Genomic DNA, 13,522 nt, shown 5'->3' on the forward strand with positions numbered 1-13,522 from the left:
TGCTTATGAATCCGGCCGACGTGGCTCAGTCAGCCCTTCCGGTTGCCGCTTCCGCGGACGTGTCGCTGATCGCGCTGTTCTGGCAGGCTCACTGGATCGTGAAAGCGGTGATGCTGGGGCTTCTGGCCTGCTCGGTCTGGGTCTGGGCCATCGCCATCGACAAGATCTTCCTGTTTGCCCGCACCCGCCGCTCGATGGACCGCTTCGAGCAGGCGTTCTGGTCCGGCGAATCGATCGAGGAGCTCTATCGCACGCTCTCGGCCAAGCCGACGCATTCGATGGCAGCGTGCTTCGTCGCGGCGATGCGCGAGTGGAAACGGTCGTTCGAGAGCCATGCCCGCTCGGTCGCGGGTCTGCAGATGCGCATCGACAAGGTCATGAACGTCTCGATCGCCCGCGAGGTCGAGCGGCTGGAACGCCGCCTGCTGGTGCTCGCCACCGTCGGCTCCGCCGGCCCCTTCGTCGGCCTGTTCGGCACGGTCTGGGGCATCATGTCGAGCTTCCAGTCGATCGCGGCGTCGAAAAATACCTCTCTGGCGGTGGTGGCGCCGGGCATCGCGGAGGCGCTGTTTGCGACCGCCGTCGGCCTTATCGCCGCCATTCCCGCCACTATCTTCTACAATAAGTTCACGTCCGAGGTGAACCGGCAGGCCCAGCGGCTGGAAGGCTTCGCCGATGAATTTTCCGCCATTCTGTCGCGTCAGATCGACGAGCGGGGCTGACCGGCGGCATGTATAGTGTGAAGGGCAATTTGGGCACGCGATCATGGCGATGAACGTTGCGAGTTCGTCCGGCGGCGGCGGGCGCCGCGGCCGGCGCAAGCCCGTCGTGGCCGAGATCAACGTCACCCCGATGGTCGACGTGATGCTGGTGCTGCTCATCATCTTCATGGTGTCGGCGCCGATGCTCACGGTCGGCGTGCCGCTCGACCTGCCGCAGACCCAGGCCAAGAGCCTCGAGAACAACGACCAGAAGCCGATCCAGATGTCGGTCGACATCAAGGGCAAGGTGTTCATCAACGATTCCGAGATCGCAATCAACGAGCTGGTTCCCAAGCTGAAGGCGATCACGGACGCGCGCGGCGGGCTCGAGGAACGCATCTATCTGCGCGCCGACAAGAAGGCGGATTACGGCACGGTGGCCAAGGTGATGGGCCTGTTGTCCGGCGCCGGATTCAAGAAGCTCGCCCTCGTCACGGAAGCGGATCAGGGGTAAGCGGTGAAGGTGAACGTCGACAAGACACTCGTTGCGTCGATTGCCCTCCACGTCCTCGTGCTGGGATGGGGGCTCGTCACCTTCAGCAGCAAGGCCTACATCGCGCCTGAGGAGTCGCTGCCGGTCGACATCATCTCCACCGATCAGCTCGCCAAGATGATGGCCGGGCAGAAGACCGGCAAGAAGGAAGAGCCGAAGCCGAAGGTCGAGAAGATCGCGGAAGCCAAGCCCGAGGAAGACGCGGTCGGCAAGGTCACCGAGAAGAAAGAGCTGATCAAGACCAATTCGCAGCCCGAGCCGCCGCCAAAGCCCGTCGAAAAGCCGGTCGAGAAGAAGCCGGAGCCGCCGAAGCCCGTGGCCGAGGCGAAGCCGAAGGAAGAGCCGAAGCCGCAGGAGAAAAAGCCTGATCCGGCCAAGGAAGATCCGATCGCCGAGCTGCAGAAGAAGCTGGACACCAAGAAGCCGCCGCCCAAGCCCGTGGAGCAGAAGGTCGCGGCGGTGCAGCCGCAGCAGCAGCCGAAGCCGAAGGAGCGCACCTTCGATCCGGCCCAGATCCAGCGTGATCTCGACAAGCGGGCCGCGACCCGGCACGAGCAGACCGGCTCGGCGCTGAATGCATCGGCCTCGCTGGGAGCTGCGACAGGGACCGCCGCCAACAATGTCGCGACCTGGCGCGGTGCGTTCCAGGGCGCAGTCAAGCGCTGCTTCACGCCCACCTATAACGGCCAGGATGCCGATCAGTACGAGGCCGACATCGACATTCCCATGAAGATCGACGGATCGCTGGCTTCGGAGCCGATCGTCGTCGCCGTACGTGGACCGTCCCGCTCGATTGCTCAGGCCATTGCCGAGAGTGCCAAGCGCGCCATCGTGCAGTGTCAGGTCTATTCGTTCATGCCGAAGCAGCAGTACGAGAGCTGGAAGCTCATTCCGATGACTTTCGGCCTGAAAGACATGTTGTGACATCCGAACAAAAGAATTTTCCAATGAATGACGTCCGATCGATGAACCGCCGCCGCTTCATGACGCTGACCGGATCGACGCTTGCGATGCTCGGGAGCGGACGCGCCTTCGCTCAAGGGCAGGATGGGCGCCTGCGCATCGATCCCACGGCATTCCAGCCGATTCCGATCGCGATCACCAACTTCCTGCCCGGCTCACCCGCCGACGGCGACGTCGGTAACGGCGTCACGCAGGTCATCACCAACAATCTGAAGCGCTCGGGCCTGTTCGCGCCGATCGACCAGGCCGCCTTCATCGAGCGCATCAGCAACATGGACGTCGCGCCGCAATTCCAGAACTGGAAGACGCTGAACGCGCAGGCCCTCGTCACCGGCCGCATGACGCGGCAGCCCGATGGCCGGCTGAAGGCCGAATTCCGCCTGTGGGACGTCATCTCCGGCCAGCAACTCGCCGGCCAGCAATATTTCACCTCGCCGGAATATTGGCGCCGCATCGCCCACATCATCTCCGACCAGATCTACGAGCGGATGACCGGCGAGAAGGGCTATTTCGACAGTCGCGTGGTGTTCGTGGACGAAAGCGGCCCGAAGGAACGCCGCGTCAAGCGGCTGGCGATGATGGACCAGGACGGCGCCAATGTGCGCTATCTGACCCGCGGCTCCGACCTCGTGCTGACGCCGCGCTTCTCGCCGAACTCGCAAGAGATCACCTACATGGAGTTCGGCCAGGGCGATCCGAAGGTCTATCTCTTCAACATCGAGACCGGCCAGCGCGAGATCGTCGGCAACTTCCCGGGCATGACCTTCGCGCCGCGCTTCTCGCCGGACGGCCAGCGCGTCATCATGAGCCTGCAGCAGGGCGGCAATTCCAACCTGTTCGTGATGGACCTGCGCTCGCGCTCGACCACGCGCCTCACCGACACGCCGGCGATCGACACCTCGCCGTCTTATTCACCGGACGGCACCCGCATCTGCTTCGAATCCGATCGCGGCGGCCGGTCGCAGATCTACGTGATGGCGGCGGGCGGCGGGCAGGCGCAGCGGATCTCCTTCTCCAAGGACGACACCAACGCCAGCTATTCGACCCCGGTGTGGTCGCCGAAGGGCGACTACATCGCCTTCACGAGGCAAGGCGGCGGGCAGTTCGCGATCGGTGTCATGAAGCCCGACGGCTCCGGCGAGCGGCTGCTGACTTCCGGCTTCCACAACGAAGGTCCGACCTTCTCGCCGAACGGCCGCGTGCTGATGTTCTTCCGCGACCCCGGCGGCAATGGCGGGCCCTCGCTGTACAGCGTCGACATCTCCGGTCGCAACGAGCTCAAGGTGCCGACGCCGGGCTTCGCCTCCGACCCGGCCTGGTCGCCGTTGCTGTCCTCGACGGCGGGTCAATAGAACGCGGGTTTGGAACGCGCGATCTTTTCGAAAATCGCGCCGATTTTCTCACTTTCGACCAGGCGGGTAAGCCTTTCTTCACCTTGTGCCCGGCAAGGCTTGCCTAATTGCTTGATTTTTAAGCTGGAATTGGTTCGGCATTACCGAAAAACAACTCGACTTTAACGATGTTCCCTCAGAAAGACTTCACCTGAGCCGGGTAAAAGTACGCGCCAAACAGGACGCGCGTACAAACACCAATGCAGTTCGCAAGCCAGAGCGGAGAACCTGAGCCAGCGTCGCCGAGGATTTCGGCCGCGCTGATCGATTCGCTGTTCGAAACGCCAGCTCCCTTGCTGACGGGGCTTGTCTTCGGCGTCGTTGCGGCGGCCGCGACCGCGCTGAAGACGGGAGAACCTTTGATCTGGGCGTGTGTGGCGCTCCTGATCCTCGCCGGCGCTATCCGGGCGTTCGACTTGCGGCGGTACCAGATGCGCAAGTCGACGCTGACCACCGACGAAGCGGCGCGATGGAAGAACCGGCATCAGATCGGGGCGATGATCCAGGCCGCCGCCGTCGGCATCTGGAGCACCACCACGCTGTTGGTCAGCGACGATGCCGTCGCCCATATGATCTCTCTCTCCACGACCACGGGCTTCGTGGCGGGTGGTGCAGGCCGGGCGTACGGACGGCAATGGATATACCAGCTGCAGGCTACGCTTTGCTTCGGTTCGACGGTGGTCGCGCTGGCGTGGCGTGGCACGCCCTATTACATCGTCATGTCGGTCCTGTGCGCCGCGTTTCTGGTGGCCGTCATACAAATCTCGGCCAATCTGCACAGGATATTCATGCGGGCGCTCGTGGCGCGCGAACGCGAAGCGGCCCTGGCGGGCCAGTTCGACAGCGCGTTGAACAACATGCCCCATGGCCTGTGCATGTTCCGTGTCGACGGTCAGCTTGCGGTGATGAATCATCGTTTCAGCGAAATGATGAATTTGCCCGACGATCTCGTCCAGCGCGGCCCCAATGCGTCTGAAATCATCGCGGCTTGCGTCAGCGGCGGCTCCATCTCGGCCGAGAACGGCAACCTGATCCTCCGGGAGATCGAGGACGGACGGGTCCGCGAGCTCCTGACCTCGGATCCGGATATCGCGCGTGGGCGCGCGCTGTCGTGGACCTTCCAGCCAATGGCCGATGGCGGCACGGTCATGCTGATCGAGGACATCACCGAGCGTAAGAACGCCGAGGCGAGGATCACCCATCTTGCCCGCTACGACGAGCTCACGGCCTTGCCCAACCGGGTCAGCTTCCACGACGAGATCGAGCGGCTGCTGGCGAATTCGCATCATGCCGAGCGCCTCTCCGCACTTCTGTTCGTCGACCTCGACCAGTTCAAGCAGGTCAACGACACGCTTGGCCATCCCTGCGGCGACCAGCTGTTGTGCGCGGTTGCCAATCGCCTGCGCGAGATGCTGCGGCCCGACGATTTCGTCGCCCGCTTCGGCGGCGACGAATTCGTCGTGTTCCAGCAGAACATCTCTTCGCCGGAGGACGCCGCCAGCCTCGCCCGCCGCATCGTCGAGCGCCTCAGCGAGCGCTATCGCATCGACAATCACCTCGTCGAGATCGGCGCCAGCGTCGGCATTGCGCTGACCTCGCCGGACGGCAGCGCCAGCGCCGACACGCTGCTCAAGAACGCCGACATGGCGCTGTACCGGGCCAAGGCCGACGGCCGCGGCACCTTCTGCTTCTTCCGCGACGAGATGGCGGCGACCGTCGAGGCCCGCCGCATCCTGGAGCTGGACTTGCGCAAGGCGCTCGCCAACGAGGAATTCGAGCTGTTCTATCAGCCGCTGGTCAACCTCAAGACCGGCAAGATCACCACCTGCGAGGCGCTGCTGCGCTGGAACCATCCGGTGCGCGGCACGGTCTCGCCGGTCGACATCATCCCGGTCGCCGAGGACATGGGCCTGATCGTCGATCTCGGCCGCTGGATTCTACGGCGGGCCTGCATGGAGTGCATGAAGTGGCCGGACGGCGTTAGCGTCGCGGTCAACTTCTCGCCTCAGCAATTCCACCAGCGCGACGTGCTAAGCGAGATCCGCTATGCGCTTGAAGTCTCGGGCCTGCCGACGCATCGGCTGGAGATCGAGATCACCGAGTCCTCGCTGCTGCGCAACACCCAGCTCACGCACGACATCCTCTCGCAGCTTCATGCGCTCGGCGTGCGCATCTCGCTCGACGATTTCGGCACCGGCTATTCCAGCCTGAGCTATCTGCACAATTTCCCGATGCAGAAGGTGAAGATCGACCGCTCCTTCCTCGAAGGCATCGATACCGATCGGCCCCTGACGCTGTTGCGCGGGGTGGCGCGGCTGGCCGCCGATCTCGGCATGTCGGTGGTGGTCGAAGGCATCGAGACCAACGAGCAGCTCGAGCTGATCAGCGCCGACGGCACCATCACCGAAGGGCAGGGCTATCTTTTCAGCCGGCCGGTGCCCGCCATTCGGGTTCGGCAATTGCTGAATGCCTCGCACGGCCGCCGCTCGCCCGACGATCAGCTGACCATCGCCTCGCGATCGATCGCCTGACACCTCCGTAAAACTGCGGGAAATCCCTGATTTTCGGCGACCGGCAGGGTTAACCCTAACCCGGTGCTTCAATTGCACCGGCGTTAAGAAGGTGTTAATCCTATTCCACCCGCGAGGGTTGTTTGTCAGTCGAGGAATGTTGGATGAAGCCCGAAGCCGAACCGCGCGCTTCGCTCTCTGTGCGGGGGGGAGCGCTGTTCGACCGCGTCGACTACCGATCCATCGAGACTCCTGAGGAGAAAGATCAGCTCTATCAGATGCGCTATCGGGCCTATACGCGTGGCGGATTGATTCCGCCGTCGGAGTCCGAGCGCTACAGCGATAGCTACGACGATGCACCCAATGCCCGGATCTTCGGAGTGTATGTCGACGGAGAGCTCTGCAGCTCTATCCGTCTTCACGTGCTGACGTCAGAACAGCGGGCGTCCTGCACCACCGACTTGTTCGGCGACGTTCTTCACCCCCGCCTCGATCGCGGCGAAGTCTTCATCGATCCGGCCCGCTTCGTCGCAAGCCCGGAAAAAGCCAAGTGTTTTCCGGAGCTGCCTTATGTGACGGTGCGGCTCGTCTTCCTGGCCTGCGAGCATTTCAATGCCGATACCGGGCTCGCGCTCGTCCGTCCCGCGCACGAGGCGTTCTATCGGCGCGTCTTTCTCAACGAGACCATCGCAGAACCGCGCTTGTTCCCGAATGCCTTGGCAAAGGTCGCGTTGATGGCGTCCGACTTCCGCGCCGTGCGGGAAAGAGTGTTAACGCGTTTTCCGATCATGCGCTCGAGTGCCTTCGAGCGACGCATGCTGTTTGGGCCCAGCAGTGCGTCATCGCTGAGCGGCGTCTCGCCCAAACTGGCCTCCGAACGTCCAAAGCTGGTCGTCTATTCCTGAGAGCCGTCGGGGCCTGCCCTCGAACCGAGCTGCCGTCCAGCGCCAGGCCCGGACCGGGCTTATTTTGGCCGGTTTCGCCGGTTCGGACGCTTGCCTTCACCCTCGCGCCACATTTACAACCCATTAACCATGACGGGTGCTTTTCGCCGGTTGGGGGCATTTGATCGGCTGAGGCAAGGTTCCGTCAAGGTTGACGGAACGTTCGCTTAACCAACCCCCTGTAGACCGGACAGCAGTGGACTAACGTGAGCGTGGAGGCTCCGGAATGAAACATCCTATGCGTATCCTCCAGGGATTGAAGCTGGTCGCGGTGCTCGCCGTCGCGCTGTCGATGGGCGCCTGCGCCAACAAGAATGCCGCGACGGATGCGATGGCCAATGCGGCGACGCCCGGCAGCCAGCAGGATTTCGTCGTTAACGTCGGCGACCGCGTGTTCTTCGAAAGCGACCAGACCGATCTGACGCCGCAGGCGATCGTGACCCTGGAGAAGCAGGCGCAGTGGCTCCAGACCTATCCGCGCTACAGCTTCACCGTCGAAGGTCATGCCGACGAGCGTGGCACCCGCGAATACAACATCGCGCTCGGCGCCCGCCGTGCCCAGTCGGTGCGTTCGTTCCTCGCCTCGCGCGGCATCGATCCGAACCGCATGCGCACGATCTCCTACGGCAAGGAGCGGCCGGTCGCCGTCTGTAACGACATCTCGTGCTGGTCGCAGAACCGTCGCGCCGTCACCGTGCTGAACGCGAGCTCCTGACGCCGAGATCCTGACGGTCGGTCAGGCGCCGTTCATCTTCAGAAACCGATTATGCCGGCGCCCTCTCGGGCGCCGGTTTCGTATCAGCAATCCGTGACCTAAAACCTCTTGGTGGCAGTCCCAGTTTTGGCGTACTCCCTTTCTCATTGTGTGGCGCGGCGAATGGTCCGCCGCGCGCCACGTCGCTTTCGTCGTCAGGGCAAGATGTCATCGAAATTCAAGGCAATTACCGGCACCGTGGCGACCGCCGCGCTGCTCTCTTTGTGCTCGCCCGCACTTGCGCAGTCGATCTTCGCGCAATCGGATGATGCCGATCCCGAGATGCGGATCGAGCGGCTGGAGAACCAGCTGCGCCAGCTCACCGGCCAGAACGAAGAGCTGCAATACCGCAACCGCCAGCTCGAGGAGCGGCTGCGGGCGTTCGAGGGCGGCGCGCAGGCCGTGCCCGGACAGGCGCCCAGCGCCGCGGCGATGCCGCCCGCCCAGATCGCACCAAGTCAGGTCGCGCCGGGCTATCGCCAGCCGCAGCAGCAGGCCGCGCAGCCGAATTACGGGCAGCCGCAGATCGCGTCTCCCGCGCCGATCGTTCAGGAACAGCCGGCGCCCGGCGCCCCCGGCACACGCCGCCGCGGCGATGCCTTCGATCCCAACCAGAACCCGAACGCGCCCGGCGCGCCGCGCGCGCTCGGCGGCGGGCAGCAACCGATGTCGGCAGGCAGCCAGGTCGGAGCGCCCGGCGGCCAGATTGGCTCGCCCGGCGGCCAGATCGGCTCGCCCGGCGGTCGCGGCGCCGGCGAGCCGCTCGACCTCGCCAACACCAGCCCGCGCTATCAGCCGCAGGCAGCACCCCCGGCGGCCCAGCCCGGTTATCCGGCGCCTGCGGGCGCCCCCGGTTTGACCACGCTGCCGCCCTCGGCCACGCCGCGCGACGAGTTCGACCTCGGCATCGGCTACATGCAGCGCAAGGACTATGCGCTCGCCGAGCAGACCATGAAGAATTTTGCGCAGAAATATCCGAGCGACCCGCTGCTCGGAGACGCGCAATATTGGCTCGGCGAGAGCTACTTCCAGCGCCAGCAATATCGCGACTCCGCGGAAGCCTTCCTCGCCGTCACCACCAAATACGAAAAATCGGCCAAGGCCCCGGATGCGCTGCTCCGGCTCGGCCAGTCGCTCGCCGCCCTGAAGGAGAAGGAGGCCGCCTGCGCCGCCTTCGGCGAGGTCGGCCGCAAATATCCGCGCGCCTCCGCCGGCGTCAAAGCGGCGGTGGACCGCGAGCAGAAGCGGGTGAAGTGCTGATCCACCGCGCGGATCACTGACAAAGCGGATGGCGCTGCGCTAGATTGCGCTCGCCATTCGCTGGCGATTGCCGGGCCGCGCCATGTCAGACGATGACAATTCTCCGATCTCCACCCGCGAGGCGAGCCGCCTCTTCGCCGGCCTGAAGAGCGCGCCGGCGCTGGTGCTCGCCGTCTCCGGCGGCCCCGATTCGGTCGCGCTGATGTGGCTTGCGGCGCGCTGGCAGCGCAGCCTTCCGCGCGCGCCGCTGCTCACGGTCGTCACGGTCGATCACGGCCTGCGGCAAGAGGCGGGGCGCGAGGCACGCGAGGTCAAGCGGCTCGCCGCCGAGCTCGGACTGCCGCACCGGACCCTGCGCTGGCGTGGCGCCAAGCCGAAGACGGGGCTGCCGGCGGCCGCGCGCGAGGCGCGCTACCGTCTGCTCGCCGACGCCGCCCGTGCCGTCGGCGCGAGCCACGTGCTGACTGCCCATACCCGCGACGACCAGGCCGAGACGCTGTTGATGCGCCTGTTGCGCGGCAGCGGACTTGCGGGACTGTCGGCCATGGCCCCTCTTAGCGAGCGCGACGGCATCGTGCTGGCGCGGCCGCTGCTCGACGTCCCGAAGTCGCAGCTGGTCGCGACCTTGAAGCGGGCCAAGATCGGCTTTGCCGACGACCCCACCAACCGCGACACCGCCTTCACCCGGCCGCGGCTGCGCGCGCTGCTGCCGCTTCTGGCGGCCGAGGGCGGCGACAGCAGGAATCTGGCGCGGCTTGCGGCCAGGCTGGCGCGGGCCAATGCGGCGGTCGAGGTGCTGGCCGACGGCGCCGAGCGCTTCCTCCGTTTGCGGGATCGCGGCGAAGCGCCGCAGTCGGGAGCGCGAAGCTTCGAGGCTGCGGCCTTTGCCGCCCTGCCGGATGAAGTCCGGCTGCGGCTCCTGCTGCGGGCCATCAACGCGCTCGGGCATGAAGGGCCTGCGGAACTCGGCAAGGTCGAAACCCTGATGTCCGTGCTGGATCAGGCCATTGCGGCAAGTCTCCGCGCCCGCGCCAGTCGCCAGCCGGTCCTGAAGCAGACGCTTGCAGGAGCCTTGATCAGCCTCGCCGGCGGGCGTATCCACATCGCACCGGCGCCGGCGAGGCGCCGCAAGGACGGATAGGCGTGGGCGAGGGCGGATCATGACACCAGCCATTTCGGCCCCGCACCGTCAGGACACCTTAACCAGGCAGGAAGAACCCCGCTCCGGGCGCCATTTTTTCAGCGGGAATCGCTCTAAGATGGGCTAAATAGTCCCATCTCATTCCCTTGGCAGCGACCCGGGCGGCACCTAGATTGTATGCGTAACCGAGAGGATTCCTTGGGGATTTTCTCTAGCTCGCCCAAGTAACTCCTGAAGGACCAGGCCGCGATCCGCGCGACCACGAAGGAAGATCGATGAACGCCAATCTGCGCAATTTCGCCCTCTGGGTCATCATTGTTTTGCTGCTGTTGGCGTTGTTCACGCTCTTCCAGAATCCGGGTCAGCGGGCCTCCTCGCAGGACATCGCCTTCTCCCAGCTCCTGAGCGAGGTTGACCGCGGCAATGTGCGCGACGTCGTGATCCAGGGCCCGGACATTCATGGCACCTTCACCAACGGCTCCAGCTTCCAGACCTATGCGCCGAACGACCCGACGCTGGTGAAGCGCCTGTACGACAGCAAGGTGCAGATCACCGCGAAGCCGCCGGGCGACAACGTGCCGTGGTTCGTCTCGCTGCTGGTCTCCTGGCTGCCCTTCATCGCGCTGATCGGCGTGTGGATCTTCCTGTCGCGGCAGATGCAGGGCGGCGCCGGCAAGGCGATGGGCTTCGGCAAGTCGCGCGCCAAGATGCTGACCGAAGCGCATGGCCGCGTCACCTTCGAGGACGTCGCCGGCGTCGACGAGGCCAAGCAGGACCTCCAGGAGATCGTCGAATTCCTGCGCGATCCCGGCAAATTCCAGCGCCTCGGCGGCCGCATTCCGCGCGGCGTGCTGCTGGTCGGCCCTCCCGGCACCGGTAAGACCCTGATCGCACGCGCGGTCGCGGGCGAAGCCAACGTGCCGTTCTTCACCATTTCGGGTTCGGACTTCGTCGAGATGTTCGTCGGCGTCGGCGCCTCTCGCGTGCGCGACATGTTCGAGCAGGCCAAGAAGAACGCGCCCTGCATCATCTTCATCGACGAAATCGACGCCGTCGGCCGTCACCGCGGTGCCGGTCTCGGCGGCGGCAATGACGAGCGCGAGCAGACGCTGAACCAGCTCCTAGTCGAGATGGACGGCTTCGAGGCGAACGAGGGCGTGATCCTGATCGCCGCGACCAACCGCCCCGACGTGCTCGATCCCGCGCTGCTGCGTCCGGGCCGCTTCGACCGCCAGGTCGTGGTGCCCAATCCCGACGTCGTCGGCCGCGAGCAGATCCTCAAGGTTCACGTCCGTAAGGTGCCCTTGGCGCCGGATATCAACCTCAAGACCATCGCGCGCGGGACCCCGGGCTTCTCCGGCGCCGACCTGATGAACCTCGTCAACGAGGCCGCGCTCACCGCCGCCCGCCGCAACAAGCGGATGGTGACGCAGGCAGAGTTCGAGGAGGCCAAGGACAAGGTGATGATGGGCGCCGAGCGCAAGTCGCTTGTCATGACCGAGGAAGAGAAGCTCTTGACGGCCTACCACGAGGGCGGCCACGCTATCGTCGGCCTCAACGTGCCCGCGACCGATCCGATCCACAAGGCGACCATCATCCCGCGCGGCCGTGCGCTCGGCATGGTCATGCAGCTGCCCGAGCGCGACAAGCTGTCGATGTCTCTGGAGCAGATGACCTCGCGCCTCGCCATCATGATGGGCGGCCGCGTCGCCGAAGAGCTGATCTTCGGCCGCGAGAAGGTGACCTCGGGCGCCGCCTCCGACATCGAGCAGGCCACGCGGCTGGCTCGCATGATGGTGACGCGCTGGGGCCTGTCGGAAGAGCTGGGCACGGTCTCCTACGGCGAGAACCAGGACGAAGTGTTTCTGGGCATGTCGGTGTCGCGCACGCAGAACGCCTCCGAGGCGACGGTGCAGAAGATCGACTCCGAGATCCGCCGTCTGGTCGAGGAAGGCTACAAGGAAGCGACCCGCATCCTCACCGAGAAGCATGCCGACCTCGAGGCGCTGGCCAAGGGTCTGCTCGAGTTCGAGACGCTGAGCGGCGACGAGATCGTCGATCTGCTCAAGGGCAAGAAGCCGAACCGCGAATCCGTGCTCGAGCCGACCACTCCGCGCGCCTCCGCGGTGCCTCCGGCCGGCAAGTCGCCGCGCCCGCGGCCCGATGCGGATCCCGGCTTGGAGCCGCAGCCGCAGGCGTAATCGAGCAGCGGCACACCGAATTGAAAAACGCGGCGGAAACGCCGCGTTTTTTTCTGTTCTCTGAGTGCGCGTTCGCGAGCCCACATCCTGCTGGCTGCTTCCGGCAAAGCGAGCACCGCCGAACCAGAGCGCTCTGTTTCGGTCGTCGCCGTCCTCGCCTAGGCCGTTTTGCCACAGCCATCCCGGCTGAATCGCTGCGGTCGATCAATAACGAGCGCCGCCGGGACGTTAGGCTCCGACTCGTCAAAGGAGGGATACATGGCTTTCAAGGATATTCTGCTGACCCTGGCGAGCTATCCGGAACCGACGCCGGTTTCGGTGATCGACGATGCCGTTTCGGTAGCCGCCGTCCTGGATGCGCACCTCGCAGCCATTTCCTGCGAGGTCCATGCGGAAGTGCGCGCAAGCCTGCTCGGGGATGTCATCCTGGACATACCCGCGCTTGTTGCGCGCGAGGCAACCAAGAGCCGCGAGAATGCGCAAGCGCTGCTCGCGGCATTCGAAGCCTCGGCGGCGAAGTCCGGCGTTCGGCACGAGACCATCTTCGAGCAATGTGCATCCGCCAACGAGGCCGCACTGCTGGCAGATTATGCAAGGCTCCGCGATCTCACGATCATGGCGGTGCCGGACTCCCATGATCGATGGTACGCAGAAGAGGTGATCTTCGAATCCGGCAGGCCGACGCTAATCCTGCCCGCCGCTCCCCGATCGCGTCCATTCCAGCTCGATGCCGTTTGCGTGGCCTGGGACTTCAGCCGTACCGCTGCGCGAGCGGTGTCCGCTGCGCTTCCTTTGCTCGAAAACGCAGGACGTGTGCGCGTCGTGACCGTCACGAACGAAAAGGCGCTGGATTCCAAACATTCGGGCGAAGAGCTGGCAAAGAACCTCGCTCGTCACGGCATCGAGGTCGTGTGCGACGAGATCGATGCCGAGAGCAAGCCGATCGACGAGGTCCTGACGTCTTACGTGCTATCCCACGGCATCGACGTCCTCGTGATGGGCGCGTACGGAACGCCGAGATGGCGGGAGTTCGTGCTCGGCGGCGCGACCAGGGGCCTGCTGTCCAAGCCGCCGATCCCGATTCTGTTCTCGCATTGACGATTG

Annotated in this window: 11 protein-coding genes; all 11 read left to right on the forward strand. The window is 64.9% G+C overall.

Annotation, left to right across the window (positions count from 1 at the left end; genetic code table 11):
* Positions 1-5: 5 nt before the first annotated feature.
* The 11 genes from tolQ (at position 6) to DCM79_RS24645 (ending at position 13,516) form a co-directional block, all read left to right on the forward strand.
* Positions 6-722: a protein TolQ gene (gene tolQ, locus DCM79_RS24595; RefSeq protein ID WP_028138400.1), complete on the forward strand. Its 717-nt coding sequence runs from the start codon at positions 6-8 to the stop codon at positions 720-722.
* 43 nt (positions 723-765) lie between these two features.
* Positions 766-1,215 (forward strand): protein TolR, encoded by a 450-nt coding sequence (tolR, locus tag DCM79_RS24600; protein WP_220008967.1) that lies wholly within the window; start codon positions 766-768, stop codon positions 1,213-1,215.
* A 3-nt stretch (positions 1,216-1,218) separates the two neighbouring features.
* The gene (locus DCM79_RS24605) at positions 1,219-2,178 is read left to right on the forward strand and encodes a hypothetical protein (RefSeq protein WP_028138398.1); all 960 of its coding nucleotides are present in this window, start codon (positions 1,219-1,221) and stop codon (positions 2,176-2,178) included.
* A 41-nt stretch (positions 2,179-2,219) separates the two neighbouring features.
* Positions 2,220-3,569, forward strand: a complete 1,350-nt coding sequence (gene tolB / locus DCM79_RS24610; RefSeq protein WP_257180838.1) for a Tol-Pal system beta propeller repeat protein TolB — start codon at positions 2,220-2,222, stop codon at positions 3,567-3,569.
* A gap of 239 nt (positions 3,570-3,808) precedes the next feature.
* Positions 3,809-6,139 (forward strand): bifunctional diguanylate cyclase/phosphodiesterase, encoded by a 2,331-nt coding sequence (locus tag DCM79_RS24615; protein ID WP_257176737.1) that lies wholly within the window; start codon positions 3,809-3,811, stop codon positions 6,137-6,139.
* A gap of 143 nt (positions 6,140-6,282) precedes the next feature.
* Complete coding sequence (locus tag DCM79_RS24620) at positions 6,283-7,023, forward strand: hypothetical protein (protein WP_049820397.1); 741 nt, start codon at positions 6,283-6,285, stop codon at positions 7,021-7,023.
* 265 nt (positions 7,024-7,288) lie between these two features.
* A complete protein-coding gene (pal, locus tag DCM79_RS24625; RefSeq protein ID WP_018317777.1) occupies positions 7,289-7,777 on the forward strand; it encodes a peptidoglycan-associated lipoprotein Pal in 489 nt (162 codons plus the stop codon).
* A 204-nt stretch (positions 7,778-7,981) separates the two neighbouring features.
* Entirely contained in the window at positions 7,982-9,076 is a 1,095-nt protein-coding gene (gene ybgF, locus DCM79_RS24630) for a tol-pal system protein YbgF (protein ID WP_257176738.1), read from the forward strand.
* 82 nt (positions 9,077-9,158) lie between these two features.
* Positions 9,159-10,217 carry a tRNA lysidine(34) synthetase TilS gene (tilS, locus tag DCM79_RS24635; protein WP_257176739.1) on the forward strand — a complete coding sequence of 353 codons (1,059 nt, stop codon included), beginning with the start codon at positions 9,159-9,161 and terminating at the stop codon, positions 10,215-10,217.
* Between the two features lie 275 nt (positions 10,218-10,492).
* Positions 10,493-12,418 (forward strand): ATP-dependent zinc metalloprotease FtsH, encoded by a 1,926-nt coding sequence (ftsH, locus tag DCM79_RS24640; RefSeq protein WP_097659839.1) that lies wholly within the window; start codon positions 10,493-10,495, stop codon positions 12,416-12,418.
* Between the two features lie 258 nt (positions 12,419-12,676).
* Complete coding sequence (locus DCM79_RS24645) at positions 12,677-13,516, forward strand: universal stress protein (RefSeq protein WP_257176740.1); 840 nt, start codon at positions 12,677-12,679, stop codon at positions 13,514-13,516.
* The last annotated feature ends 6 nt before the right edge of the window (positions 13,517-13,522 follow it).

It is taken from the genome of Bradyrhizobium sp. WBOS07, from assembly GCF_024585165.1.
In the GTDB taxonomy this organism is placed as follows: Bacteria; Pseudomonadota; Alphaproteobacteria; order Rhizobiales; family Xanthobacteraceae; genus Bradyrhizobium; species Bradyrhizobium japonicum_B.

Excerpts from the sequence above, each read along its gene's own strand:
- tolQ (WP_028138400.1), top strand. The coding sequence starts at position 6 with ATGAATCCGGCCGACGTGGCTCAGTCAGCCCTTCCGGTTGCCGCTTCC.
- tolR (WP_220008967.1), top strand. The coding sequence starts at position 766 with ATGGCGATGAACGTTGCGAGTTCGTCCGGCGGCGGCGGGCGCCGCGGC.
- tolB (WP_257180838.1), top strand. The coding sequence starts at position 2,220 with ATGAACCGCCGCCGCTTCATGACGCTGACCGGATCGACGCTTGCGATG.
- DCM79_RS24615 (WP_257176737.1), top strand. The coding sequence starts at position 3,809 with ATGCAGTTCGCAAGCCAGAGCGGAGAACCTGAGCCAGCGTCGCCGAGG.
- DCM79_RS24620 (WP_049820397.1), top strand. The coding sequence starts at position 6,283 with ATGAAGCCCGAAGCCGAACCGCGCGCTTCGCTCTCTGTGCGGGGGGGA.
- pal (WP_018317777.1), top strand. The coding sequence starts at position 7,289 with ATGAAACATCCTATGCGTATCCTCCAGGGATTGAAGCTGGTCGCGGTG.
- ybgF (WP_257176738.1), top strand. The coding sequence starts at position 7,982 with ATGTCATCGAAATTCAAGGCAATTACCGGCACCGTGGCGACCGCCGCG.
- tilS (WP_257176739.1), top strand. The coding sequence starts at position 9,159 with ATGTCAGACGATGACAATTCTCCGATCTCCACCCGCGAGGCGAGCCGC.
- ftsH (WP_097659839.1), top strand. The coding sequence starts at position 10,493 with ATGAACGCCAATCTGCGCAATTTCGCCCTCTGGGTCATCATTGTTTTG.
- DCM79_RS24645 (WP_257176740.1), top strand. The coding sequence starts at position 12,677 with ATGGCTTTCAAGGATATTCTGCTGACCCTGGCGAGCTATCCGGAACCG.